The following is a 25,893-nucleotide window of genomic DNA, read 5'->3' on the forward strand; positions in this document are numbered from 1 at the left end:
GCATTTTCAGCCACATGACCCATTGTATTTTTAAAGCCACTAAGCCATGCTAAAAGCCTTGATACTATTAGGATATACGCGTGTTAGAAATAGCTTTAATTTACTTAGCGGCGGCCATTGTGGCTGTACCCATTGCCAAGCGAGTCGGCCTTGGCTCGGTACTTGGTTATTTAATTGCGGGCATATTAATTGGCCCCTATGCCTTAGGCATTGTGGGCGATCAAACTGATGTAATGCATTTTGCAGAGTTTGGCGTAGTAATGATGCTGTTTTTGGTTGGCCTTGAGTTACAACCCTCGCGTTTATGGAAACTTCGACACTCTATTTTAGGCCTCGGTGGCTTACAAGTAGTGTTAACTGCCGCCGCTATTTTTGCATTTTGTTATTGGTTTTTTGCCATGCACTGGCAAACGGCCCTCGCCATAGGTTTAATGCTGGCGCTTTCATCTACCGCTATTGTGCTACAAAGCCTTGAAGAAAAAGGCTGGCTAAAACAAGAAGCCGGGCAAAATGCGTTTTCGGTTTTACTGTTTCAAGATATCGCCATTATTCCTATTTTAGCGCTACTGCCGCTACTGGCTTTTGCACCGCAAAGTAGCTCAAAAGACATTAGCGACTCCATTATTGCAAGCTGGCCTGTTTGGCAACAAGTGGGCGTATCAGTTGCAGTTATCGCCGCCATTATTGCCGGTGGTAAGTATGTGTCAGCGCCGTTATTTAGATATATAGCGCAAACCCACATGCGTGAAATATTTACTATTTTTGCGCTGTTTTTAGTGGTTGCTATTGCCCTTGTGATGCAAAGCATTGGTTTATCTCCGGCACTCGGTACATTTTTAGCCGGTGTAGTTCTTGCCGAAAGCGAATTTAGACACGAACTAGAAGCCGATATAGAACCCTTTAAAGGCCTACTTTTAGGGCTATTTTTTATAACCGTAGGCGCATCCATTAACTTTGAATTATTGGCTGATGAGTTTACTACTGTGATTGCACTAGTAGCCCTACTAATTGTTATAAAAGCCTGCATCTTATTTGCCCTTGCAGTTACCTTTAATATTAGTAAAAAGCAGCGTTTACTGTTTGCTTTAGCGCTAGCCCAAGGTGGTGAGTTTGCCTTTGTATTATTAAGTGTAACCACTACATTAAGCATTTTAACGCCAGAGCAAACAAGCCTAGTGACGTTAGTAGTTGCTGTCTCAATGCTGGTTGCCCCACTGTTATTAATGGTTTACGAGCAAATACAAAAACGCAGTAACAGCACCGCACCTGAGTTTGATAAGCCAGAGCAAATTAGTAGCGCAAAACACGTAATTATTGCGGGCTACGGACGCTTTGGGCAAATTATGGGGCGTTTACTGCACGCCCAAGGCTACGACATTACCGTACTTGATCACAGCCCAAGCCAAATAGAATTACTACGCCGCTTTGGCAATACTGTATTTTATGGTGATGCCGCACGCCAAGAACTGCTTGAAGCCGCAGGCGCGCACACCGCACAAATGTTGGTAGTAGCAATAGACGACCCAGATAAAACCATAGAGATAATTAAGCTCGCTCATAAAAACTACCCGCAGCTTAAAATTGTTGCCCGTGCAATCGACCGTCGCCATGCGTATCAAATGCTTAATTTAAAAGTAGATGCCTTTAACCGCGAAACTGTCGACTCAGCCATTAACTTAGCGGTAGATGCGTTAGAGCTGTTAGGTAACAATAAAGAAGATGCCCAGCGCGCCGGTAAACTATTCAGAGACCACGACCGCGCTGCCGTATTGCAACTAGCCGAACTGTGGGGTGACGATGCAAGCTACGGCGTAGCCGTGCGCCAACGCATGGAAGATTTAAAACAAGTACTGCAGCAAGATAAGCAGGCACAAAGTGATTTAAATACCTGCGAACACGGCGACTGTGAAGACGGCCTAACAGAGCTAGCTGATAGGCCTAAAAAGGCTGATGATGCTCATATTGAGTAGTGCCAGATATTAGAATTAAGATAATAGCAGATCATGATATTGCCTCGTTAAGAGGCAATGCGTTCTAAAAAATTAACTTCCTATGTTATTCAACCTCATAGAATCCACCTTCGTCCCCTTTAAATTTTTCTTTATTTTTATGGTAAGACTTTTCAAGTTCTTTGTCTGAGTCATCACTCGCAGGCCAACCAGCATCAATCATCCCCAAAAAATCAGCAAGGGATACCCAGCCTACAACCTTTATTGAGTCAGCTTTAAGCCACTTTTCACCATCCCAATTTAGATAATCGTAAAAGCCGAACCCAGTCTTATTATACCTAGATGCAACAAAATATAGGCCAGGCTGAACGGGGTTACAATTTTCAATCCAATCTATCGGTACATTTAGCTTTTGCATTATTTTACGTTCCACAACTTTTTCCTTGTGAATATAAACCAGTAGGTCACAGCCACAATGATTGAACTATAAGCATAGATAAATAGTACCCCATGCTCTGATTTACTGGCTAAAAATACTATGAAAGTGGGCACTAAACTTAAAGGAAGTAAAAACCGAACTTTGAATTTATTAAAATGTTGAAGCAATAAAGCTATAGGCAAACCATAACAAAGAGTTAAAAAGGCAGCTAAAAGCCATCCAACAAACGCCATCAAAACCCAAGCTCCTAAGCCTGCTGTAGAGACTACGTAACCAGTAGCCAGCGAATAACCATATAAAATCAGAAATGGTACTAATAGAGCAGGAAAAATTACAAATGGAGCCATACAACAAGCCTGTATGTTCTTTCGTGTCTTCAGGCTAAATGTGTTCATGGTAAATTACTCAAAGAGGCCTTAATGCCTCTATATAAATAAAGTCTTAGAGTGGATTTAAGTATTCTATTATTTATTTTCTGATAACATTTCAAATGCCCATTCAGCGAAAGCTTTTTCAAGTTGCCAACGGTCCTCAACTGCGTCCTGATGCACACTGCCTTTAACTATTTCGTCTTTTTTTTGAACAAATTCTTTAAATTTATCAAAAAAGCTTATTTCTAAGTCTTTTAACTCCTGATCACTATTAACTATATAAAATGGCAATTTAATAATCGGCGCTTTTATTTGACTTGTTATTGGCGTACTGAAAGATGGAGTTTCAGTTTCAATTTTTCTTAGGTGCAAAAATAGTGAGTATTCGAGAGTACCTTTTTGAAAATAAAATAGGTCACAATAAAAATTAGCACTTAGTCCATCGAGTTTCTTTGGGTAAGAAATGAATTCAATATTAGGGAAAGGGATACATAAGTTCTCATTCCTAAAATGAATAACGGGTACTTCATGCATGATAGTATTTTTAAATTTTAGTATGTAGTTGTACTTTCTTGGCTTTTCGAAGAAACTGTTTTGCCACCAATATTGTCCACCTTCGCACTCAGTATTGCTTACTTCAATAGTAAAGTCGGGATCCAATGCGTAAAACGCTTCGTTAATACCATCATATTTCCAGTTTTCCGCATCCTCTAAAATGAAACTGAAGCGTTTGGAAGCAGTTAAATCTAAGCCGAACCTTTCTACCCACATTGCCTTTATATCATGTGGGTTTGCACAAGAGTCTTTTGGAGTATTTGTATCTTTTACCTTTGAATATATTGTCCCAGCTCTAAGAAGCTTTCCACGTGATTTAATGTCTCTGGTAAGGAAATATGGCTTTAGGCGCTCGTTCTCTATTTTAAGAATTGCAATATCTTTGTTTTGGTACTTAATGAATTTTAAACTAACTTTGGGAGCATTATTTTCAGCGAATGGCTGCTTCCGTAGTAAGTCTAATATATCTGCTTGTGTATAGGTTTTATCCTCTGACTTCAATCCAGTCACATCAAGTTCATCAGATATACCAAAAATTAAGTAACGCTCGCCTTCATGAATAACATTAGATAAACAAATAATATCATGTAATAAGTCATACAAATCGCTATGAAATTTTTGCTTAAAGTCCCACCATAGCCCTTCGCACTTTTTATAAATTAGATTTGAAACGATGTCGTGCATGTAACCTCGTATTGCGTGTAACAGCTTTATCTAGGGTAATTTTGTATTTTCACAAAAAACGTCCCGATAATATGAACCCGTATTAGTATCAAATTGTATAAATTATTGCCAACTATAAATATATTGGAAATCAAGAGTTACTTTAGAAGTAAGAGGAAGGCAGCCGATAGTATTACTTGATGGTTGCGACTGTATTAACTCGTGAAGTAACTCATAACCTATCATCCTTTCAGCTATGAGCTACTACGTTTAAAAAGCACCAAAACCTAGTGGTGGTGCCCACCTTGAATCGCTTTACCTTGCTGGTTATAAAACCCCGTTGCGCTGTGCTCTATAAAACCAAGGTTAATCATTTTTGCTAAAAATGGGTCGTTTTCGTTATCGCCTATGTCGGCGTAGTCGGTGGTTTGAAAGCGATCCCACTTGGCAAACTGTGCGGTTATTTCTGCTTTATCGCTGCTTACATCATTTAAGTTAAGCGTAGTGTGAGTGTGGCTTTTTTTATTCATTACGCTAAAGCTTTTAACCAAGTTTGATTTGGTAAATAAAGCGAGTTTAAATTGGTTGTCGCCTTGTGTAAGTGCGTAGTTTTTTACTTCATCGCAGCCTGTGCCTTGGGTGTTTAAAAGGGTCATTTTTTCGATTAAATGCGCATCCACCAGCTGGTTTTTAGCACTCCAAGTTTGTATGCCACGCACCTCAGAAGGCTGGTACTCAATACCGCGTTGTTGGGCATTAAAATAACGAATTGGGCGAATTTGCTTGTTAGCTAAGTGCAGCCAAAGCTCGGTAATAACCTCGCGCTGATGCGCTACTTGCGAGTTATTACGCCAAAGCGTTAGTGATTGTGTGCTTTGCTCATGGTTATGAGTATTCGTAATTTTATAGTCGGCTTTTAAATGTGCGCTATCAATATTACATTGCTGGGCTAAGGTGCTGGTACTGGCAAGTGTTGCCATTAAAAATAATGCGAGTTTCATTAAATTATCTCTTTTTAAACATCACTGTAATAGCCATACAATAACGACTTACAATGGCATTTTTATGACATAAAAAAACAACTCGCACAGCGTACGAGTTGTTTTTAAACATACAAGTTAGCGGCTTACTGCGTTACTTTTTCGTCGGCTGTTTTAACTAAATCAGCCGCAAAGTCCATTACATGGAATAAAAAGCTTTGCTCATTTGTGCCTGTTACTAAATGAGCGCCTGGGCCCATTGCGTATACGCCCACATCTTCACCTGCGTGAGTTTCTGAGCCCAGTGGTACTAGCGACTCTTGGTGAAAGCCCGGTGTAGTTGTATCAACGTTTGATAAATCTACACGCCCTGTTACCGGTGCAGATAAGTAAGCTGCATCGGCATTGGTTTCATCGCCTAAATCTCTGTAGCCTAAACCATTGGTGTAGCCAACAGTTGTGTATGGCATATCGTCGGCGGCAAGGCTTGGCTCGGTTTCGCCCACGGCAACTACTTTACCTAGTATTGGGTTACCACGTTTAGGGTAACCTGCAATGGTAAATACGTGGCTGTGATCGGCTGTTACAACTATTAGCGTTTCTTCTGGGTTGGTATTTTCCATTGCCACTTTTACTGCTTTAGCCAGCTCAACAGTATCGTTTAAGGCATTAAATGCGTTACCCGCATGGTGCGCGTGGTCAATACGCCCTGCTTCTACCGATAAGAAAAAACCATTGTCGTTGTTATCAAGCACGTTAATTGCTTTTTCGGTCATTTGCGAAAGCGAAGGCTCGCCCGCTAAATCGTTTGCGCGGTCGGCTTCGTATTGCATGTGAGACTCATTAAACAAGCCAAATACTTTAGTGGCATCGTCGCTGATTGCATCAAAACCAGTTTGATCCATAACGTATTTGCCACTTGGGTAAGTTGTTTGCCACTCGGTCACTAGGTTACGGCCATCAGTACGGTCGCCTTCTACCGCACTTACTGCATCGGCTGAGTTTGCTGCTGCATCTTTAGGTAAAAAGTGACGACGACCGCCGCCCATTACTACGTCTATGCCATCTACATCAATACCGGCAAAACGTGCTTCTAGGTTGGCTTCAAAGTTTACGAGTTGCGATGCAATATCTTCACAGGCTTTTGAACCTGCTGGCATATCTGAAATATCTTCCCAGTTACGATCAGCCGATTTAGCATACGTTGCCGCTGGCGTTGCGTGAGTAATACGCGCAGTTGAAATAAGGCCCGTTGCTTTACCGGCAATTTCTGCAAGTTCTAGCGAGGTAACAAGCTCGTTACCTGTTACCGTTGTACAGTCACCGCGTTCAATGTCTTCATCTACACCAATTACGCCCACATCGGTTTTAACACCCGATACCATTGCCGTCATTGTGCCTGCTGAATCTGGCGTTTGCGCATCTACGTTGTAGGTTTTAACAAAGCCCGAAAAAGGCATGGTTTCAAAGCTAAGTTGGTAGTCTTCACCTAACCCGCCTTCAAGCTGACCCGCAAAAATACGTGCAGCCGTTACGGTAGAAATACCCATGCCGTCGCCTACAAATAAAATAACGCTTTTAGCTTTGCCCGACTCAGTAACTATATTGGCACTGGCTTGCTGCGCTTTTACAAGTTGCTCTTGTGCGCCGCTAAACCATGCGTTGCTTGTTAGTGATGCAAGTTGCTCGCTTGTCAGTGACGTAGCGGGTGCGTTACACACCAAATTAGTAGAGGTTACTTCACTGCTATCTAGTACGTCATTGGCGTTTGTATCTACGCCGCTTTGAGTTTCTATGCCGCCGTTTATACATTGCTCTGAGCCTACAGCAATGGTGTTATCTACTGCGATTATATTATTTTCATCTTTGTCATTGTCACTCGAGCAACCTGCAAGCGCGACCATTACTGCCAAAGAAAGTACTGTTAATTTGTTCATGTTAGCCGCCATTATTGCTGAGTTAGTTCAAGAGCTTGATTAATTAAATGAAATACTACGTTTTGCTCAATTACGCCTTGAGCTAGCTGTGCGCCAGGGCCTTTTGCATGCAGCGAAATATCTTCACCGGCATGGGTTTCTGAGCCAAGGGGTACTGTTGTTTCTTGGTGAAAACCAGGAGTCGTAGTATCAACGCCTGTAAGCTCAACACGTCCAGCTTCTGGGCCTGTTAAATAAGCAGCATCGGCATCTGTTTCATCAACTAAGTTTCTAAACCCTAAACCATTTGCGTAGCCCACTGTTGTGTAAGGCATGTCGTCGGCAGCAAGGCTTGGTGTGGTTTCGCCAACGGCAACTACTTGGCCTAAAATTGGGTTACCGCGTTTAGGGTAGCCAGCAATAGTAAACACGTGGCTGTGATCGGCGGTTACTAAAATAAGGGTTTCTTCTGGGTTGGTGTTATCTACCGCAGCTTGTACTGCTTTGGCAAATTCGATGGTGTCGTTAAGTGCGTTATAAGCATTGCCCGCGTGGTGTGCGTGGTCAATACGGCCAGATTCAACCGTTAAGAAAAAACCATTTTCGTTTTTACCTAATACATCAATTGCTTTGCTAGTCATTTCACTTAATGAAGGCTCGCCCGCTACATCGTTTGCGCGGTCGGCTTCGTATTGCATGTGCGATTCGTTAAATAAGCCAAATACTTTAGTGGCGTCATCAGCAATAGCATCAAAACCTGTTTGATCCATCACATACGTTGCATCTGGGTATTGTGTTTGCCACTCGGTAACTAGGTTACGTTCATCAGTACGATCGCCCTCTACTGTGCTTACTGCATCAGCTGAGTTAGCCGCTTCATCTTTTGGTAAAAAGTGACGACGGCCACCACCCATTACAAAATCAAGGCCATCTACATCAGTACCTACATAGCGCTCTTCTAGGTTTTTTTCAAAATTTACCAGCTGCGAGGCAATATCTTCACACGCCTCTGAGCCCTCTGGCATGTCTGAGATATCTTCCCAGTTTCGGTCTGCCGATTTAGCATACGTTGCCGCAGGTGTAGCGTGAGTAATTCGCGCCGTTGAAATAACACCGGTTGCTAAGCCTTTAATTTCAGCAAGCTCTGTGGCTGTTAAAAGCTCGTTGCCCGCAGCGCTTGAACATACGCCGCGTTCTATATTTTCGTTTACACCAATAACGCCTACATCGGTTTTAACGCCTGAGATCATCGCGGTCATTGTGCCTGCAGAATCAGGTGTTTGTGCATCTACGTTATACGTTTTTACTTGCGCCGAGTATGGGAACTCTTCAAAGCTTAAATAACCTTCTTCACCTAGCTGGCCTGCTCTTTGGCCTTGTAAAATACGTGCTGCAGTAAGGGTAGATACACCCATACCGTCGCCTACAAACAAAATAACGTTTTTAGCTTTTGTAGCTTGCTCGTTTTGTGCAAGTGATGTTTTTGTGGCGAGCGTGGTTTGGGCATTGGTATACCAACTATTATCAGTTTGGCTTTGTGGCAGTATATCGGCATGGCTTGCTGTGCTTAACATAAACGTTAAGCCAACTGCCGCAGCAATTTTTTTAATTTTCATCCTTTATAAATCCCATAGTGTAGTGGTTATTTTTGCTTGAAGCGCATGCTTCAAATTTGTAACCGCAGCACTATAGAAAATGGATGTGACTTCCAAGCGTACTTTTAATTAAAAAAATATGACTAAACCATTACAAAATAAAGACAAAAAAGCGCAGCGGTTAAACGCTGCGCTTGTTGTGACCAATACCAGAGATGGTATTTATAAAATTAAAAACGCGCCTTAAACGATACGCCAAAGTAGCGCTCTGCATCACGCGGAATTTGGTAACGGAAGTTGTCGCCACTGTAGGTTGTTGCGTAGCTTTCGTCGGTTAAGTTTTTAGCAATAAGCGACACTCTAAATGCATCATCTTTAAACGATAAACCTACACTTGCGTTTAAAATACCGTAATCTGGTAATAACGCAGCTGGGTTAAACTCGCCCACATTGTTTGGTAGGTCTGAGTACTGCTCGTCGGTGTAAATGTAAGAGCCGTTGATATGAATATTAAAGTCGTGCTCTGTTTCAATATAGTAATCAGCACTTAGCGAGTATTTTAAATCTGGCGAAAACGGTACATCTAAGCCAGAACGGTCAGTACATGAGCCTGCCGCGACTTCTGCCGGACAATTAAACTCATCAATTTCGGCTTTAATATAAGCAATGCCACCGGTTAAAGTAAGTGAGTCGGTTGCAGCCCACATAAAGTCAACTTCAGCACCTTGCGTGCTTACATCACCCGCGTTTGTTAAACGAGTAATACAGGTACCGTCTGAACAGTCAAAGTTGTTAGCTTGAAAGCCTTCAATTTCGGTTCTGAAAAGTGCCATGTTAAATACAAATTCGCGGCTTGCGTATTTGTAGCCAATTTCATAAGCGTCAGACTCTTCTGGCGATATTTCGCGGCTATCGTTATCTGGGTTAAAGTTGTAGTAAACGTTAAAGCCAGGGCCTTTGTAACCTTGCGAGTAAGTACCGTATACCATTTGGCCATCGCCTAAATCGTATTGCATACCTAAACGACCCGATACGTTAGTTTCTTCTGCGCTACCTGATTCGTCAGTATTTAGTGTTGCTGGGCGTACGCCTACACCGGTGCGGCCAAACTCATCATTGCTTATACGGCGGTGTGTGTACGACACTTCGTCGTCGGTGTAGCGAATACCAAATAGTACGCGTAAATCTTCAGATAAATCGTAAGTACCATCGGCAAAGGCTGCCCAGTTGTTAAACTCGGTGCTCATGTATGCGGTTGCCGATACAATATCGTTAGCGTTACAGCTAACACCTAAGCTTTGCGTGTAAGTGTCTAAATCGGCAAGTGCGGCATCAAGCTCTGCACCCGATAGGTTATTTTGTGCGTAAAACGCCATTGCAGCATCTAGTTGGCCACCGTTATTTTGACAACTCGCCTCACGGGTAAAGTTACGTTGTGAGTCCATGTTCCAGTAAAATAAACCAGCAACATAGTTAAACGGGCCTGCAAGGTTAGAGGTCACTCTAAACTCTTGAGAAAACTGATCCCATTGCTGTGCACCTAAGTCGTGTAGTTGAAACGGTGCGCCAAATACCGGTTCGTTGCTGTCGCCAGCAATCGAGGTAAAGTCGCCTTCGCGGTATTCTGTGTTATCCCACGAGCGCTGCGCTGTAATTGAGGTATACGTATAATCGCCAATGGTTTTATCAACCTGTACCGAAAACGCGCTATGCTCATCAATAGTGCGCGACTCATAGTCGTGATCAACTTTGCGTTGGTCTAGGTCTATATCGGCTACGCCATCAACAATGCCGTTGCTGTCTGGTACTGCTTGCGAATCTGGGTTACGACCGCTTGGTAGGGCTTCTAAATCGGCACAACAGTCGTCATCGGCGTTATAAAATTCGGCAATAAATTTAACGTTTAAGTCATCGCTTGGCTCGTATTTAAATACAGCACGTGCACCTTCGCGGTCATAGCCGTTTACTTTTTCGTTGTTGTAAACGTTATCAATATAGCCATCAAACTTACCTTTAAATACGGTTAAGCTTGCTGCTAAATCGTCAGTTAAACCACCGCTTACAACGCCTTTAAAGCGGTATTCGTTATCTTGATAAAACGAGGTTTCTACGCTGCCGGTTGTGTCGTACGAAGGATCTTTTGTCGTAATGTTTACCACTCCTGCAGAGGCGTTTTTACCAAATAAGGTACCTTGTGGGCCGCGTAGTACTTCAATGCGAGATACATCGTATAAATCGGCAAAGGCTTGACCAGAGCGGCCAAGTACCACGCCATCAACTACGGTTGCCACACTTGGCTCAGCAGCAATACTAAACGAAATAGTACCAATACCACGCACCGTTAGCGCTGAGTTACGGGTTGTGGTGCCTTTTCTAAAGCTCACCGAAGGCACAAGTGACTGTAAGCCTTCCATGTTATTAGCAAACGCCGAATCAATCTGGTCGCTATTAAGCACAGACACCGCAAGCGGTACTTCGTTTAGGCTTTGCGTTCGTTTTTGTGAGGTAACAACAATTTTTTCAAACTTATCGTTATCGTTTTGTTCTGCTTGTTGCTCTGCTTGCTCTTGCTGCGCATGTGCCTGCGTGCTAAGTGCTAAACCCGTTGTTATTGCTAACGTGACTGCCAAGCTTAAGACGGACTTTTTAGCTCTCATGTCATTCTCCAAATTGTGCGTGTGTGCTGTTAAATTACCGCGCTAGCAATTGTGTGGGTTGCTAAATAGCGGTGCCAGTGTGTTGTAGGTATTTTCCTTATAATCTCTTATGTCTTATATAAGAGATGTAAACTTAAACAAACTCATCCTTTATTGCAAACATTATGTGAATAAAATGTGATTTAAATTTTGTATTTAGAATATAAAGCCGCGTTATACCAATTCACTTTATTAAGTAATCTATTTTGAGGCTGGAAAAACGTGTTGGTAGCTAGGCAAAAAATTCGCGATTTAGTTGTTCTAAATGAGAATTTTTTAACGTAGGTAGCGACACGTTTAGCCCCGCAAAATGATTAAGTATTATTGCACATTGGTATTATGTGGCTTTAGCAAGACCAATGTGCGCTAAGCTGCTTTCGTAGCGCTTATGCCAACGGCGTACACTCCACCAGCTGAGCACAAAGGCGCTACTCCAAACGGCAACTAAGCTCGGTACAAAGTACACGCTAGTACCACCAACAAGCCCAAGCGGAGAAAACAGTATATACAGGCTTACAATTAAGCTTACTAATACAATGGCGCAAGGCAGCGCGTATTTCCAAGGGCTTAAGTTTACCTCTGCTTTGCGGGTAAATTTCCACGGGGTCGCAAGGGGTTTGTAGTAACCAATACCCAACATAATCGCAAGTTCTATAAAGAACAAAATGGCATAAATATGGATAAAGTTAATGTCTACGTCCCACACAAATTTAAGCAAGGTGTAGGCAATAATATGGAAAATAATGGCCACTTTAGCGCCCAATGCAGGCACTTTGCGAGTAAACAAGCCTACCAATACAATGGTAATAACCGGAATGTTATAAAAGCCTGTAAATACACGAATAATGTGCCATAAACCTTCTGGCGCAAACATCAGCAGTGGCGCAGTAATAAACGACAATATAGCAATTACAATACTGGTAATTTTGGCCACTTTAATAAGCTTTTCGTCGCTTACTTTGTCTTTTTTCATTGGTTTGTAAACATCTAAACAAAACAATGTGGCTGCACTATTTAGCAGTGAATTAAACGAGCTAAATACCGCACCTAGTAGCACAGCTAAAAAGAACCCAGATAAATACTGAGGCAGTACATCTTTCACTAAATGTGGGTAAGCTAAATCAATGGTCTGCAAGCTTTCGTGCTTATAAAGATGATAAGCAATAACGCCTGGGATCATCATCATAAAGGGTACTAGTACTTTAAAATACCCTGAAAACAACACGCCCTTTTGACCTTCTACTAAGTTTTTGGCGCCCAATGTACGCTGGATCACGTACTGATTTGTGCCCCAGTAAAATAAATTTGCGAGGATCATACCGGTAAAAATGGTGCCAAATGGCACGGGATCATCCTCGCTACCAATGGCGTTGAGTTTTTCGGTATCGGTGTTTACAAGTGTGCTTAGGCCATCGGCAAAGTTGCCATCGCCAAGGGCAATAAGCCCAAGTGTAGGCACTAAAATACCAATAATTAATAACCCAACACCGTTAATGGTATCTGATACCGCAACCGCCTTTAAACCGCCAAATACCGCGTAAATAGCGCCCACAGAGCCTACTGTAATAATGGTTACAATTAAACTTGCTTGGTAGCTCATATTTAATAAGGTAGGTACATCAAACAGCCTAAGAACGGCGATTGATCCTGAATACAAAACAGAAGGGATCGTTATAAAACAATACCCTACCATAAATAAGATCACCGTCATGCGGCGTACGGTATCGTCAAAACGATCCCGTAAAAATTCAGGTAAGGTAGAAAACGCACCGGCTAAATAGCGCGGTAAAAAGATCAGCGCCATTATAATGGTTGATACCCCAGCTGTTACTTCCCACGCCATAGAACTTAGGTTGTAACCATACGCTGAGCCATTGAGGCCAATAAGCTGCTCGGCCGATAAGTTAGTGAGGATCATTGACCCCGCTATAAATGTACCTGTTAAACCACGGCCCGCTAAAAAGTAGCCGTCTTGGGTGTTAACTTCCCCTTTGGTTTTTTGGTACGAGATATATCCTACTAGCGCCATAAACGCCAAGCACGATAGCAGTGTCATGGTAATGTTCATACCTTCCATCTTGCGCCCCTTTTAGCTTACTTTACTCGGTAAAAAGTAAGCTAATATCTTTATTATTGTGTGTGTTGTGTGTGTTTGCTATTTACCGAGTTTTATTTTGGCCATGCTGTTAGCTGGCTCATGTCTTGTTCTGTGTGTTGAACATCTGGACCTAGCATTAGCGTATCGCCTTTACGAACAAATACGGCCATTTGTGTAAGCTCTAATGTTTCTTCGTAATATTTTCCGCCTTGGTACGTTTGTGCATCAGGGAAGCGCACCCACTCGCCTTGTGGCAAATAAAATTTAACTTTACCGTTTGGTACAACACATGGCACCACAAGGAGTTTTTCACCGCACATAAATTGCTGATCAAAACTATGTGCCAGTACATCATCAGGAAATGCCAGTGCCATAGCACGCTGAATAGGCATCCCTGTTTGCTGCGCTTGCTCTGCACACTCTTGTAAGTAAGGAATTAACTGATAGCGTAATTTAAGCGCTGCAAATACCGCGTCACTTGCTTGCTCAGTGTATGACCACGGTTCGCGAGGGCCAATACCATGTAAGCGCATATGCGCACTAAATACCGACGCTTGCGCCCAACGTACATAAAGCTCTGCATCGCGGGTGTCTTTGTAAAAACCGCCAATGTCGGTTGCAAAAAATGGCCCGCCCGACATGCCCCACGCTAAGCTGCCGCGAATACTCGCCGCTAAACCTTGCCAATCGGCCTGTGGGTCACCGCCCCATTGTGCAGGGAATCGTTGGCTGCCAGTCCATGCAGATCGGCTAAACAAAAATGGCCCTGTTTTACAGTATTTTTCGGCGGCTTCATAAACGCAGCGGTTGTATAACATGCTATAAACATTGTGTAGTCTTATGCCGCTGTCACCACTGTGCGATACCATATTTTCGTCTTCTAGCTGTTCGCCAAAGTCTGCTTTTATCATATCTACGCCAAGCTCAAACAATGGCTTGTGCGATTCGAGCCAGTATTCGTAAGCGTCGGGGTGAGTAAAATCTAAAATACCCGACTCTGGTAAGGGCGTAAGTACTTCGCCAAATGGGCTTAAGTCCCACTCGTATTGATACGCTTTACCTGTGCGTTTGTCTTTTATTAGCCAACCGTTTTCGGCCGCTTTTGCAAATAATGGGTTGTTTACCGAGATCATAGGGTATTCCCACACACAAATTTTAAAATCCATGGCTTTTAGTTCATCAAGCACAGGTTTTGGGTCGGCGTAACGTGTTGGGTCCCATTCAAAGGCAAAGCGAGTATCGGTGTCTTGCCATGCACGGCCATCAAGGGTTATTACATCGCACGGCATATTTTTAGCGCGTACTTCGCGGGCTACACTTAATAGCTCGTCGGCGTCTTTGTAATATGCTTTTGATAAAATAACACCAAAGCTCCACTGCGGTGGTACCGGTGCAAAACCGGTTAGCTCGCAGTAGCGATTAATACTTTGTGCAGGCGTTTGCTCTTGGTATAAAAATACATCTAGCGCGTCATCTTCTACTAAGCACACGTAAGCACGTTGCGACCAAAGCGCGTAACCTACACCATGTGTAACAGGCGCTGGCGTGTGTACAAATAAGTTCCAGCCTTCTGGGCTCCAAGCGTATGGCGTATTTTTATATGATTTTTCGGCGTTTACGCCCAGTGCATCGTGGTTGTATGAGCGAATAAGTTGGCCGCGTTTATCAAGCTTGCCCCACTTTTCGCCAAGGCCGTAAACGGCTTCGTCGTAATTAAGCTCTAGGCTTAAAATCCAGCCGTTATCAGTTTTAGCCAGTGGTGGTAAACGATGCTGGCGCACAAAGTGGCCATCGGTCGCTGATTGCTGTACTAATTTATCGTTTTTATAAAGCTTAAAGTAAAAAGGGTCGCTGTAAAATTCTAAGCGGTACTCACCGGCTGTGGCTTCAAAGCCTTGGTCTAATTTATTAAGTGATAGCGGTAAGTTAGAAGGGGTGGTGGTTAATATTTTAAACGTCTCGTCATGCGTGGAGCCTGCATTTAAACGTAAACCAAACTGGCTTATGGTAACGCTAACCTCGCCAAATTGAGTCGGTAAAACTAGCACATGGCCTTGTAACTTGGGCTCTGCAGTTAAGCGTGCTGGCTCTATTGCGTTCCAGTCTGGCTCACGTAATTCAAATGCATTCATGGGAGTTCCTTAACCAATTATTAGTCTTGTATAAGACACAAGTTAAATAATTGTAATCCCCATGTCAACGTAAATAAACTCAAGTTAAGTTATTTTACGCCCTTGATTTAAAATATACCCGGTGCCGATGTAGCCACCAGCGATACACCACTTAAGCCAAGCAATGTAATTGCTATTATACGAATCCATTTTGCATCAACGTAAGGCGTTAATTTACGGGCAAAGTGTGTAACTAAAAGCACAAGAGGTATGGCCGCTGCAATTAAAAACATGATGTCGAGCTCAGGTAAGGTGCCAAATAATGCAATACCTACACGTACTAAGCCGCCAATGGTAAATACCGCTAGTAACGTGCTGCGTATGGCCTCAATAGACCAACTTTGTTTATAACACTGAAAAACCAGCGGCGGCCCCGAGGTTGAAAACAACCCGCCCAATAACCCACTTACACCGCCTGCAATTAAAAATGAGCTACTACTGCTTTGTTTGTTGGCTCTTTCACGGCCAATTAGCATTAAGCCACAACACAGCAAAATACTAATACCTAAAATAAAGTTTAAAAATTGCGTTAAATGCGACGACATATATTCAAGCAGTATAAAACCTATCAGCATTAACGGAATGCCGGTATACAACATTAGTTTAAGCTCGGGTAATTTTACCGAGCTGCGGTTTTTTACCACCACAGTTGTGGAGTTAACCAAACCCAATAAGCTCACTAAAAATGTAGTCGCAGTGAGCGGTAAAACATCTAGCAGCGTAAAACTGGCAACCACCAGCAATCCAAAGCCAAACCCGCTAAGCGTTTGCATTATGGTGGCAAGGCTTAGGCACAGCGCCATAAGCAATATGAGTTCTAACGAAATACTGAGCACTTTAAATTTCCTAGATGTGCGCTATTGTAGTGTAACGATTTGTTTTTAGGCATAATGTAAAAACAAACTGTATTGCAATAGTTCACAATTAATTGAGCTTGCGCAAAGATGCGCAAAAGTTTTCACCTATGATATAAATACAGGTGGATTTTATTTAATGGTAAATAACAATGAGTAACTCTATGTTTGATCACAAATTAAGTGGCCCAAGCTTGGCTTTTCAACCACTTTACTTACAAGTGGCTGATTATATTAAACAGCTCATTGTAGAAAGACGCTGGGTTCCTGGCGAAGCATTACCAAGCGAATTTCGCCTTGCTGAAGAATTTAATGTAAGCCAAGGCACTGTTCGTAAAGCACTTAATTTATTAACTGACGATAAAATAGTCACTCGCCGCCAAGGTGTTGGTACGTTTGTATCTGAGCATACCGCGCAAGATGCCCTGTTTAGGTTTTTTCCGCTACAGGCCGACGGTAAAGGCGCCGATCTACCTAAAGCCGAGCTATTATCGGTTGAACTTTGCCCTGCACCACAAGATGTTATTGATGCCCTGCAACTTAATAAAAAAGACAAGGTCACTAAGCTTGTGCGCAGACGTATTCTCGATAACGAATTTTGTATGAGCGAAACTATATACCTACCGCAAAGTTTCTTTCCTGATATACATCAAAGTAGTGATATTCCGCATACATTGTACCATTACTACCAAACCAAATTTAACCAAACTGTACATAAAACCCAAGACAGCATTAAAGCGGTATTAGCAGATGCAACCGACGCTAAACTCCTTGCGATTAAAGCAGGCGAGCCACTGCTATTGGTATCGCGCATTACCGAATCAATCGAAGGTAAACGCATAGAGTACCGTTTAAGCCGATGCCGTAGCGATCATTACCACTACCAAATTGAACTTGATTAACGCACTGCGTTTAACCGCTAATTATTTATATTAGCGCACACTTATTAAATATTTTTTAAAGGCAGCAAACGCTGCCTTTTTGCTGCCTGCAGGTTTTTTAACTTAACCATTTACTATTTTAACGTTAACACAGTGTTGACACTGTTAGATTCGTATAATAACTTATGTCTTATACAAGACCTAAGTCATTATGCAATTTTAACAGGAATTCCCAATGAGTTCATTAAATAACATCCCTCCAGTAGGGTTCGGTTTATGGAAAGTAGCACAAGAAGATTGTGCACAAACGGTATACCAAGCCATTAAAGCAGGCTACCGCCACCTTGATTGCGCATCAGACTACGGCAACGAAGAACAAGTTGGCGATGGCATAGACCAAGCAATTAAAGACGGCCTTTGTACTCGCGAAGAATTATGGGTTACGTCAAAACTATGGAATACCTTTCATGCGCCAGAGCATGTAGAGCTAGCCATTGACAAAACCTTGAGCGATTTAAAGCTCGACTACCTCGACTTATACTTAATTCACTTTCCGATTGCACAAACGTTTGTACCAATCGAAACACGCTACCCACCAGAGTGGTTTGTAGACCCAGATGCACAAAACCCACAAATGGAGCTGGCAAATGTGCCTCTGCATTTAACGTGGCAAGCAATGGAAGAGCAAGTGCATAACAACAAAACAAAACGCATTGGTGTGTGTAACTACTCAAGCGCACTTATTCACGATTTAATGACCTACGCCACAATTAAACCAGCCATGCTGCAAATTGAGTCGCATCCTTATTTAACGCAAGAACGACTAGTAAGGCTTGCTAAACAGTACGATATTCCGGTTACTGCGTTTTCGCCGCTCGGTGCGCTTTCGTACCTTGAGCTAGAAATGGCCGATCAAACAGAGTCGGTACTTGAGCAAAGCGTAGTAAAAGCTGCGGCGCAAAACCATGGCAAAACGCCAGCACAAGTTGTGCTGCGCTGGGGCGTGCAACGCGGCACTGCCATTATTCCTAAAACCTCTAAATTTGAACGCATGAAAGAAAACCTCGCGCTGTTCGACTTTGAACTAACAGAACATGAAATGGCGCAAATTTCTGCGCTTAATAGCAACCGCCGTTTTAACGACCCAGGGCACTTTTGTGAAGCTGCCTTTAACCGTTTTCACCCTATTTACGATTAGGATAATAAAATGTCAGCTACCGAACTTAACTATGCCCAAGTGCCTACTCAATTAACGTTTGATGACTCGGTTTTTCCGTGCATTGTGGTTAATAACAATAACGCCAGCACCGTTGAAGAAGCGGTAGCTTTTATTCGCGCTCACAAAAGCGAGTTGGCTAAAAAACTACGCAGCTCAGGCGCTGTATTGTTTAGAGGCTTTCCTGTTGATAGCGCCGAGACGTTTGATACGTTTTCAGCGGGGTTTGATTACGACAACTTTACGTACCAAGAGTCACTATCTAACGCGGTGCGTATTAACTTTACCGAGCGTGTATTTACCGCTAACGAAGCACCCAAAGATGTAGAAATTTACCTTCATCACGAAATGGCACAAACACCTATTTCGCCAAGTAAGCTGTTCTTTTTTTGTAAATCGGCAGCTGAGGAAGGCGGCGCGACACCGCTTTGTCGCTCAGATAAATTATTTAGCGCATTAAAGCAATTTGATAGCCAATTAGCCGATGACTTTGAGCAAAAAGGCTTAAAGTACACCACTTATATGCCCGCAGCCGACGATGCAACATCGGGCCAAGGCCGCAGCTGGAAAAGCACCCTAAGCGTTGAAAACAAAGACGAAGCGCACAGCAAACTTACCGAGCTAGGTTACGAGTGGGAATGGCTAGAAGATGGCTCTTTAAAAGCAATTACTCCGGTTTTACCTGCGGTAGTCACGCTTGAAAACGGCGTACAGGTTTTTTATAACCAACTTATTGCCGCTTACATGGGCTGGAAAGGCGTACGCGAAAACCCATCGGTTGCTATTACCTTTGGCGATGGCAGCGCCATTCCTAAACAAGGGCTTGAAAAAATTGTTGAGCTATCAAAAGACTATACCTTTGATTTAGCCTGGCAAGATGGCGATGTAGCGTTAGTTGATAACGAAATGGCCATGCATGGCCGCCGCCCATTTACTGGCGAGCGCAAACGCCAAGTACTTGTAGCCCTTACGGCTGTCAACGCCTAATGCAAAACTTAAGTGGTGCATTAAAAGTAAAAGTTTCCCCGTTATGGCAAGGTGCCAGCATTGCTGCAATGACTGGCCTTGCCGCTTTATTTTTAAGTGAGCACTATGGCGCACCCGCTATGCTGTTTGCTTTATTATTAGGTATGGCGGTGTCGTTTTTATATCAAAGTGATAGCCCGTGCGCTAAAGGCATAGACTTTACTGGCACCACGGTTTTACGCGTAGGCATTGTTTTACTTGGCACACGTATAGCACTGGGCGATTTGGTTACACTGGGCTGGCAAACAGCCCTAATGCTAGCTGGCGCTATCTTTACCACCATTATTTTGGGCGTAATACTTGCCCGTGTATTTGGTTTGCAAAAACGCTTTGGCGCACTCACCGGTGGATCAGTGGCTATTTGTGGTGCATCGGCAGCACTGGCTATTTCATCTATTATGCCCAACAGCGAGCATAAAGAGCGCGATACGTTACTTACCGTAATTGGCGTAACGGCCATGTCGACCATTGCAATGATTTTATACCCTATTGTGGTTAACTACCTTGAGTTTGATGCACATAACGCAGGCGTATTTTTAGGTGGCACCATACACGATGTAGCCCAAGTAGTAGGTGCGGGTTATTCGGTATCGCCCGAAACTGGCGATATAGCAACACTTACCAAACTAGTACGAGTGGCCATGCTGTTGCCAGTAGTACTTATTATGATGGTGGTTATTAATCGTTCAAATAAAGGTAACCATGGCGAGTTGCCTAAAGTACCCGGGTTTTTAATTGGCTTTGTTATTTTAATGCTGATTAACAGCACCTTTAACCTACCAGCTATCGTGCTCGAAACCGCTAATGAGCTTTCTCGATTCTTTTTAATTGCCGCCATTGCCGCCATTGGTATGAAAACAAACTTAGGCAAACTCACCGAGGTGGGCTTAAAACCAATAATAATGATTGTTGCTGAAACAATTTGGATAGCACTGTTAATACTTGGCTTTGTATTGTGTAGCTAAGCATTAAACCTTGAGCGTATTGAGTGGATTGCCTACAATAGCGCATCACTTTTTAATAAAGATTAAAACCATGACCGATTCAACAAAACCAGCATTACCTGATCAGCTTTCTATTAACCCACGTAGCAAGCATTACGTAGAAGAAGTGTTTGAACACGAAATTGGCGTAAGCTTAAATGGCAAAGAACGCTTTGACGTAGAAGAGTACTGCATTAGCGAAGGTTGGATTAAAATTGCCGCACCTAAAGCGCTAGACCGCCGCGGCCAACCTTTACTTATGAAAGTAAAAGGTACAGTAGAAGTATTTTATAAGTAAGCTAAACCTTACTTAAATAAGCGACTCTCCTACGAGATGTCGCTTTTTTTATACCCGATAAAAAGCATTGAGCTTTTTTCATGTTTAAGGTGACAAAGTTTCATTATGAATTTTAAAAAATTATGTTTGAATAGCGCCTTATTGTTTAGAAGTATAGAAGTCTGTAATGAATAAACTCACTATTTTAGATGGCGGTATGGGCCGTGAACTTAAGCGCATTGGCGCGCCGTTTACACAGCCACTTTGGAGTGCACAAGCTCTAATAGAAGCCCCACATTTTGTAACGCAGGCTCACCAAGGTTTTATAGACGCTGGCGCTGAAATTATTACAGTTAATAGCTACGCCTGCGTGCCCTTTCATTTAGGTGAAACGCTATACCAAGCTCAAGGTGCAGCCCTTGCGCAGCAAGCTGCGGTCATCGCAAAAGAAGTTGCTCAAAACGCTAAACAAAATGTATTAGTAGCAGGTTCATTGCCACCCGCCTTTGGCTCTTACCGCCCTGAACTATTTGAAAGCGAACACGCATTTACTATTTTAGATACGCTATACAAGGCGCAAGACGAGCACGTAGATTTATGGATTGGTGAAACCATATCGAGCATTGAAGAAGCGCACGTTATGGCAAGCGTACTTAAAGACTCAAACAAGCCATGTTATTACGCATTTACCTTAAATGATGTGGTAAGCGAGCAAGCTAAACTTCGCTCTGGTGAGCTGGTAAGTGACGCAGTAGCGGCTTTGCTTGAGCAAAATGTTGCGGGTATTTTCTTTAACTGCTCAATACCTGAGGTTATAGAGCAAGCCTTTAGCGATACTAACGCAGTATTAGCCAAGCAAAATAAAAGCGTTGTTTTAGGGGCGTTTGCTAATGGCTTTACACCCATTGCGCACGACTACAAAGCCAACGAAGGCTCGCAAGCGTATCGCGATATTTCGCCATTAGAATATTTAGACTTTGCAAAAAAATGGCACAACCTAGGCGCAAGTGTTATTGGCGGCTGCTGTGGTATAGGCCCAGAGTTTATTGAAGTACTGGCAAAGTGGAAGCAGGCACTTGAAAGCGCTTAGGCTTTTAGTAATTTTTAGAGCTTATTGGCTACACCAATCGTGTTAAGTTATTAGGCATTTATAGCGACAGATAAATAGCGTGATAACAAGGCATAAATATCGACATGTAGTTGTTCTACATGAGAAATTTATAACGCTGTTAGCGCTCTATTTAGCACGCTAGAATGATTAAATATTTAAGTCGATTGGTGTACCCAATCAAGCCCTTGTATCGCCGTAGTAGGAAAAGCCGTTGCATGGCTAGCCCCTTCAATAACAACGCTTTTTAGTTCAATATTGTCACTGCTAAGTGCATTAATTTTTTGCGCTAATTGTTTTGCCCCCTCCACCATATTTTGACCTTCACCAAAACTTGGCGTTTCCTTTGCCCCTACCGATATATAAACCTTTGTAGGCAATTTAGGTTTATTTGCTTGTAGCGCTAAAATTGCATTGTCATTAAACCAAACTGATGGGCTGCCAATAATATAATTGTTAAATAAATCGGGCATCGTAAATAAAATAGTGGCACCAAATAACCCGCCTAAAGAATTACCTATATAGGTTTTTTGTGTGCTACTTGCTCGGTAGTTACTTTGTATAAATGGCAGTACCGTATTTTTTAAAAACAGCGCATGATTTTGAGCGTTACCGGTTTGTTTTTTCCAGCTTTGAGCCTTACTGGGGGTGTAGTCTCTAATTCGGCTGTTAGCGCCTTTAGAGCCTTTTTCGTAACTAATGGCCACAATAATAGCCTGCTGCATTTTACCACTATTCATAGGAAACCGCGTAGCTCCCGCCACAATAGGAAACGTATACGGTGCATCGGTTAAATAAATAACCGGATATATTTTTTCAGGGTGCTTTTTATATGACTTAGGAAGCTGAATAAAAACAGGGTATACCCGATTGGTCGCGGGCTCAGTGAGCTCAATAACGCTGCTTCTAGGGATTTGGTAGGGGGTATTTGCGCTTAATTTAAAACACATAAAAGCGCAAAGTAACAGCAAGTATTTTAAAGCAGTATTCATTATATTAATTAACCTAAGCCAAGCGTAATAAACCAATATTGGGTGATTACTTTAACTCACTTTTAGCTTTAGGCTATTAAAAAATAAACACTCGGGCTTGAAAGGCAGTGCTACATGTTAGCTGTTTGTAGCACTGATAACGCTAAGCTGCCTGATCAGACTCGGTTCCTGAACACGGGCACTTATCGTCACTCTTTTTAAGGCACTGTTGGTAATTAAACCAATGGGCTACAGCAATAAAAGCCGATCCAATTAAAGTAAGCGCTTTTTCGGCAATTTCGTTTCCTAACAATATTGCAAATATCATAAAGGCTAGCCCAATAACGCCGCAGGCCATATAACGTAAACGTTTATGCTTTTTACAGCCTAAGCTTAACGCCAATAAACTGGTTGGCAATACCGCTGCAAGAATCCATAAATGAAATTGTTCGCTATCTATTTGCAGTACAGCAAAGCTTGGCAATAACGCTAAAATAACTGGGGTTGCAAAACAATGTACTGTGCACATTAACGATAACCCAATCGCCATACGGTCCATAACACTCTGACTCGACTTCATTACTTCCTCTACTAATCAATTTTATAAACAACGGCTTTACGTTTTAAAAGGCATGTAAGTAACAATCGTTAATTGAACTTGATACATTATAACATTTCCCGCACAATTGATATAATATAACATCTAACAGGGTAGTCAAATGAAAAGTAGATCACAATTAGCTGTTCTCATTGCAGCTTTATTACCTGCAAGTGTGCTTGCATCCACAATTGAAGGCGTTGTTCTAAACAACAAAGGTAAAGTAGTTACCAATGCAACCATAGAAGTAGAAGGCTCAGACCTTAAAGTAACCACCGATGAAAGCGGTAAATTTGTAATAGCAGAGCTAAACAATGGCTTAAAAGAGCTTCATGTTGTGGCGCCAGGTTATGCCCATCTTCATCGCGATATAACAATAACAAACGATGAAAACCAATCGGTTACTTTTAATTTAAAGCGCTCGCCTATTGAAGTTATTGATATTGAAGCAACTCCTATTCATATGTCGGCAATGGAATCTGCATCACCTGTTAGTGTTTTATCTGGCGAACAACTAAGACGTCAACAAGCTGCAACCCTTGGCGACAGCCTTGAAAAACTCCCAGGTGTTAATACCAACTTTCACGGTAAAGTAGCCAGCACGCCAATTATTCGTGGTTTAAGCGGCCCGCGTGTGCTTATTACTCAAAATGGCCTTGATGTCAGTGATGTGTCGCGCGTTGGCCCCGATCACTCTGTTGCATCAGAAGCCTCAACCGCACAACAAATTGAAGTATTACGCGGTCCTGCAACACTGTTTTATGGCAGTGGCGCCATTGGTGGCGTAGTAAATGTGGTAGATAACCGCGTACCAACCGACAGCACAACACGCGGCGAGTGGAACTTAGAACATAACTCTGCTGATAACCAAAAAGTGGCCTCGTTTAATGCCACCACAGGCACAGACTCGGTAGCATTTTATGCCGACGCGTTTTGGCGTGAAGCCGATGACTACGAAGTGCCTGTAGCGGCTGATATAGATAGCGACGGTGAAGGCCATAGTGGCGATTACAAAGTTGAAAACAGTAATGAAGAGTCTGACGGTTTTACTGTTGGCGCTAGCTACTTAATGGATAACGGCTTTATTGGCTTAGCAGTAGAGCAATTTAATCGTCAATACGGTATTCCGGGCCATACGCACGGTGATGAAGAGGAAGAGCACAGCGACGAAGAAGAAAGCGTATTTGCTGATTTAGAGCAAACTAAAGTGCAATTATTAGGTGAGTACAACCTAGATAATAAATGGCTAAACAAAGTAAACCTGCGCGTTGGCCACACCGACTACGAACACGCTGAAATTGAAGGTGGCGCTGTAGGCACCACATTTAAAAACGAAACAAACGAATTTCGCATAGACCTACTACATAACCAATTTAACGAGTGGAATGGCGGCATTAGCTTTCATTACAAACAAAGCGATGTTGAAGCACAAGGTGAAGAGGCCTTTACTCCTCCATCAGAAACCGAAAGCTTTGCTGTAGCGCTAATGGAAGAAAGACACTTTGGTGATTTTTTAGTGCAGCTAGGTGGGCGTATTGAGCGTGTAACAATTGAAGCAGGCGACGTATTACTACCAAATATTGACGCTCACGCACATGATGAAGCAGAAGAAGCCGACGAGCATGATCACGACCACGAAGAAAGCGCAGAAACCACTCGTGTATTTGACGTAGAGCACGAATTTACGCCAATCAGTTTATCGGCAGGCGTAGTGTGGGATTTTACACCTAACTATAACTTAGGGCTTTCTGTATCGCGCTCTGAACGCGCGCCTTCTGCTTCTGAGTTGTTATCGTTTGGGCCGCACATTGGTACTGGCACTTACGAAGTAGGCGCACTGTTTGATTTAGATGAAGACGGCCATTTAGGTTTATCTAGTCAAACAATTGACCTAGAAACAGCCAATAATATCGATTTAACCCTGCGTAAAACCCAAGGTGACGTTGGCTTTATTTTAAATGCCTTTTATAACCAAGTAGATAATTACTATTACCAAATAGACACAGGTTTATTCGCTGAAAGTGGCCACGACCATGGCGATGAAGAAGAAGGCGCTGACGAACACGACCATTCATCAGAGCTACCTGTTTATTTATTTAAAACAGACGATGTAATTTTACATGGTTTTGAAGCGCAAATTGCGTGGCAATTAACCGATGAATTTAAAGTAGACTTGTTCTCTGATTACGTTCGTGCACGCCTTAAAGACGGCGGCGACTTACCCCGTACTCCACCACTTCGTTTTGGTAGCGAGTTAAGCTATCAAATAGATAAATTAAGTGCGCATATTCACGTTACTCGCTATCAAAAGCAAGACCGCACAGCCCCACAAGAAACAGCCACAGACGGCTACACATTGGTTGATGCAAGCATCTCTTACGACCTTTCAGTATTAAACCAAGATATGTCTGTTTACCTGCGAGGCAGCAACTTAACAGATACAGAAGCACGCGTGCACAGTTCGTTTGTAAAAAATATAGCACCACGTCCAGGGCGTAGCTTTGCGCTAGGCATTCGCGGTTATTTTTAAGCATTAAAAAATTATA

20 protein-coding genes are annotated in these 25,893 nt (G+C 42.7%); 8 read left to right on the forward strand and 12 right to left on the reverse strand.

All coding sequences use genetic code 11. From position 1 onward, the window contains the following. Positions 1–80 precede the first annotated feature (80 nt). Complete coding sequence (locus PESP_RS16545) at positions 81–1,970, forward strand: monovalent cation:proton antiporter-2 (CPA2) family protein (RefSeq protein WP_089349003.1); 1,890 nt, start codon at positions 81–83, stop codon at positions 1,968–1,970. Positions 1,971–2,055: 85 nt separating this feature from the next. On the opposite strand, the gene PESP_RS16550 is transcribed toward PESP_RS16545, so the two are convergent. The 10 genes from PESP_RS16550 to PESP_RS16595 form a co-directional block, all read right to left on the reverse strand. Then, on the reverse strand, positions 2,056–2,382 hold the full coding sequence (locus tag PESP_RS16550; protein ID WP_089349004.1) for a hypothetical protein: 327 nt from the start codon (positions 2,380–2,382) through the stop codon (positions 2,056–2,058). Further along, entirely contained in the window at positions 2,367–2,735 is a 369-nt protein-coding gene (locus tag PESP_RS16555) for a hypothetical protein (protein ID WP_089349005.1), read from the reverse strand. The genes PESP_RS16550 and PESP_RS16555 overlap by 16 nt, the downstream gene beginning before the upstream one ends. Before the next feature lie 117 nt (positions 2,736–2,852). Next, positions 2,853–3,998 carry an AlbA family DNA-binding domain-containing protein gene (locus PESP_RS16560; protein WP_089349006.1) on the reverse strand — a complete coding sequence of 382 codons (1,146 nt, stop codon included), beginning with the start codon at positions 3,996–3,998 and terminating at the stop codon, positions 2,853–2,855. 266 nt (positions 3,999–4,264) lie between these two features. Next, complete coding sequence (locus tag PESP_RS16565; protein WP_089349007.1) at positions 4,265–4,978, reverse strand: hypothetical protein; 714 nt, start codon at positions 4,976–4,978, stop codon at positions 4,265–4,267. A 125-nt stretch (positions 4,979–5,103) separates the two neighbouring features. Next, entirely contained in the window at positions 5,104–6,894 is a 1,791-nt protein-coding gene (locus PESP_RS16570; RefSeq protein WP_089349197.1) for an alkaline phosphatase, read from the reverse strand. Positions 6,895–6,905: 11 nt separating this feature from the next. Further along, positions 6,906–8,489 (reverse strand): alkaline phosphatase, encoded by a 1,584-nt coding sequence (locus PESP_RS16575; RefSeq protein ID WP_089349008.1) that lies wholly within the window; start codon positions 8,487–8,489, stop codon positions 6,906–6,908. A gap of 209 nt (positions 8,490–8,698) precedes the next feature. Beyond that, complete coding sequence (locus tag PESP_RS16580; protein WP_089349009.1) at positions 8,699–11,125, reverse strand: TonB-dependent receptor; 2,427 nt, start codon at positions 11,123–11,125, stop codon at positions 8,699–8,701. A gap of 376 nt (positions 11,126–11,501) precedes the next feature. Next, positions 11,502–13,241 carry a solute:sodium symporter family transporter gene (locus tag PESP_RS16585; RefSeq protein WP_174694390.1) on the reverse strand — a complete coding sequence of 580 codons (1,740 nt, stop codon included), beginning with the start codon at positions 13,239–13,241 and terminating at the stop codon, positions 11,502–11,504. Between the two features lie 92 nt (positions 13,242–13,333). Continuing rightward, entirely contained in the window at positions 13,334–15,394 is a 2,061-nt protein-coding gene (locus PESP_RS16590) for a glycoside hydrolase family 31 protein (protein ID WP_089349010.1), read from the reverse strand. 107 nt (positions 15,395–15,501) lie between these two features. Further along, positions 15,502–16,269, reverse strand: a complete 768-nt coding sequence (locus PESP_RS16595; RefSeq protein ID WP_245852109.1) for a sulfite exporter TauE/SafE family protein — start codon at positions 16,267–16,269, stop codon at positions 15,502–15,504. Between the two features lie 170 nt (positions 16,270–16,439). On the opposite strand from PESP_RS16595, the gene PESP_RS16600 reads away from it, so the two are divergent. From PESP_RS16600 to PESP_RS16625, 6 genes are all read left to right on the forward strand, one after another. Further along, complete coding sequence (locus PESP_RS16600; RefSeq protein WP_089349011.1) at positions 16,440–17,189, forward strand: GntR family transcriptional regulator; 750 nt, start codon at positions 16,440–16,442, stop codon at positions 17,187–17,189. Between the two features lie 214 nt (positions 17,190–17,403). After that, entirely contained in the window at positions 17,404–18,366 is a 963-nt protein-coding gene (locus tag PESP_RS16605) for an aldo/keto reductase (RefSeq protein WP_089349012.1), read from the forward strand. A gap of 9 nt (positions 18,367–18,375) precedes the next feature. Beyond that, positions 18,376–19,371: a TauD/TfdA family dioxygenase gene (locus tag PESP_RS16610; protein WP_089349013.1), complete on the forward strand. Its 996-nt coding sequence runs from the start codon at positions 18,376–18,378 to the stop codon at positions 19,369–19,371. After that, entirely contained in the window at positions 19,371–20,375 is a 1,005-nt protein-coding gene (locus PESP_RS16615) for a YeiH family protein (RefSeq protein ID WP_089349014.1), read from the forward strand. The genes PESP_RS16610 and PESP_RS16615 overlap by 1 nt, the downstream gene beginning before the upstream one ends. 70 nt (positions 20,376–20,445) lie before the next feature. Further along, on the forward strand, positions 20,446–20,691 hold the full coding sequence (locus tag PESP_RS16620; RefSeq protein ID WP_004586033.1) for a DUF3297 family protein: 246 nt from the start codon (positions 20,446–20,448) through the stop codon (positions 20,689–20,691). Positions 20,692–20,857: 166 nt separating this feature from the next. Further along, entirely contained in the window at positions 20,858–21,760 is a 903-nt protein-coding gene (locus tag PESP_RS16625; protein WP_089349015.1) for a homocysteine S-methyltransferase family protein, read from the forward strand. A 176-nt stretch (positions 21,761–21,936) separates the two neighbouring features. Here PESP_RS16625 and PESP_RS16630 read toward each other — a convergent pair whose 3' ends face one another. Beyond that, the gene (locus PESP_RS16630) at positions 21,937–22,770 is read right to left on the reverse strand and encodes an alpha/beta hydrolase (RefSeq protein ID WP_089349016.1); all 834 of its coding nucleotides are present in this window, start codon (positions 22,768–22,770) and stop codon (positions 21,937–21,939) included. Between the two features lie 142 nt (positions 22,771–22,912). Continuing rightward, complete coding sequence (locus PESP_RS16635; RefSeq protein ID WP_089349017.1) at positions 22,913–23,329, reverse strand: MerC domain-containing protein; 417 nt, start codon at positions 23,327–23,329, stop codon at positions 22,913–22,915. Between the two features lie 139 nt (positions 23,330–23,468). Between PESP_RS16635 and PESP_RS16640 the strand changes: the two genes are divergently transcribed. After that, complete coding sequence (locus tag PESP_RS16640; RefSeq protein WP_089349018.1) at positions 23,469–25,877, forward strand: TonB-dependent receptor; 2,409 nt, start codon at positions 23,469–23,471, stop codon at positions 25,875–25,877. Positions 25,878–25,893: the final 16 nt, after the last annotated feature.

The organism is Pseudoalteromonas espejiana DSM 9414 (genome assembly GCF_002221525.1).
In the GTDB taxonomy this organism is placed as follows: Bacteria; Pseudomonadota; Gammaproteobacteria; order Enterobacterales; family Alteromonadaceae; genus Pseudoalteromonas; species Pseudoalteromonas espejiana.

What these genes read in the sequence shown, in the direction of transcription:
- PESP_RS16555 (WP_089349005.1), bottom strand. Translation starts at nt 2,735, where the DNA reads ATGGCTCCATTTGTAATTTTTCCTGCTCTATTAGTACCATTTCTGATT.
- PESP_RS16560 (WP_089349006.1), bottom strand. Translation starts at nt 3,998, where the DNA reads ATGCACGACATCGTTTCAAATCTAATTTATAAAAAGTGCGAAGGGCTA.
- PESP_RS16565 (WP_089349007.1), bottom strand. Translation starts at nt 4,978, where the DNA reads ATGAAACTCGCATTATTTTTAATGGCAACACTTGCCAGTACCAGCACC.
- PESP_RS16570 (WP_089349197.1), bottom strand. Translation starts at nt 6,894, where the DNA reads ATGAACAAATTAACAGTACTTTCTTTGGCAGTAATGGTCGCGCTTGCA.
- PESP_RS16575 (WP_089349008.1), bottom strand. Translation starts at nt 8,489, where the DNA reads ATGAAAATTAAAAAAATTGCTGCGGCAGTTGGCTTAACGTTTATGTTA.
- PESP_RS16580 (WP_089349009.1), bottom strand. Translation starts at nt 11,125, where the DNA reads ATGAGAGCTAAAAAGTCCGTCTTAAGCTTGGCAGTCACGTTAGCAATA.
- PESP_RS16585 (WP_174694390.1), bottom strand. Translation starts at nt 13,241, where the DNA reads ATGGAAGGTATGAACATTACCATGACACTGCTATCGTGCTTGGCGTTT.
- PESP_RS16590 (WP_089349010.1), bottom strand. Translation starts at nt 15,394, where the DNA reads ATGAATGCATTTGAATTACGTGAGCCAGACTGGAACGCAATAGAGCCA.
- PESP_RS16600 (WP_089349011.1), top strand. Translation starts at nt 16,440, where the DNA reads ATGAGTAACTCTATGTTTGATCACAAATTAAGTGGCCCAAGCTTGGCT.
- PESP_RS16605 (WP_089349012.1), top strand. Translation starts at nt 17,404, where the DNA reads ATGAGTTCATTAAATAACATCCCTCCAGTAGGGTTCGGTTTATGGAAA.
- PESP_RS16610 (WP_089349013.1), top strand. Translation starts at nt 18,376, where the DNA reads ATGTCAGCTACCGAACTTAACTATGCCCAAGTGCCTACTCAATTAACG.
- PESP_RS16615 (WP_089349014.1), top strand. Translation starts at nt 19,371, where the DNA reads ATGCAAAACTTAAGTGGTGCATTAAAAGTAAAAGTTTCCCCGTTATGG.
- PESP_RS16620 (WP_004586033.1), top strand. Translation starts at nt 20,446, where the DNA reads ATGACCGATTCAACAAAACCAGCATTACCTGATCAGCTTTCTATTAAC.
- PESP_RS16625 (WP_089349015.1), top strand. Translation starts at nt 20,858, where the DNA reads ATGAATAAACTCACTATTTTAGATGGCGGTATGGGCCGTGAACTTAAG.
- PESP_RS16630 (WP_089349016.1), bottom strand. Translation starts at nt 22,770, where the DNA reads ATGAATACTGCTTTAAAATACTTGCTGTTACTTTGCGCTTTTATGTGT.
- PESP_RS16635 (WP_089349017.1), bottom strand. Translation starts at nt 23,329, where the DNA reads ATGAAGTCGAGTCAGAGTGTTATGGACCGTATGGCGATTGGGTTATCG.
- PESP_RS16640 (WP_089349018.1), top strand. Translation starts at nt 23,469, where the DNA reads ATGAAAAGTAGATCACAATTAGCTGTTCTCATTGCAGCTTTATTACCT.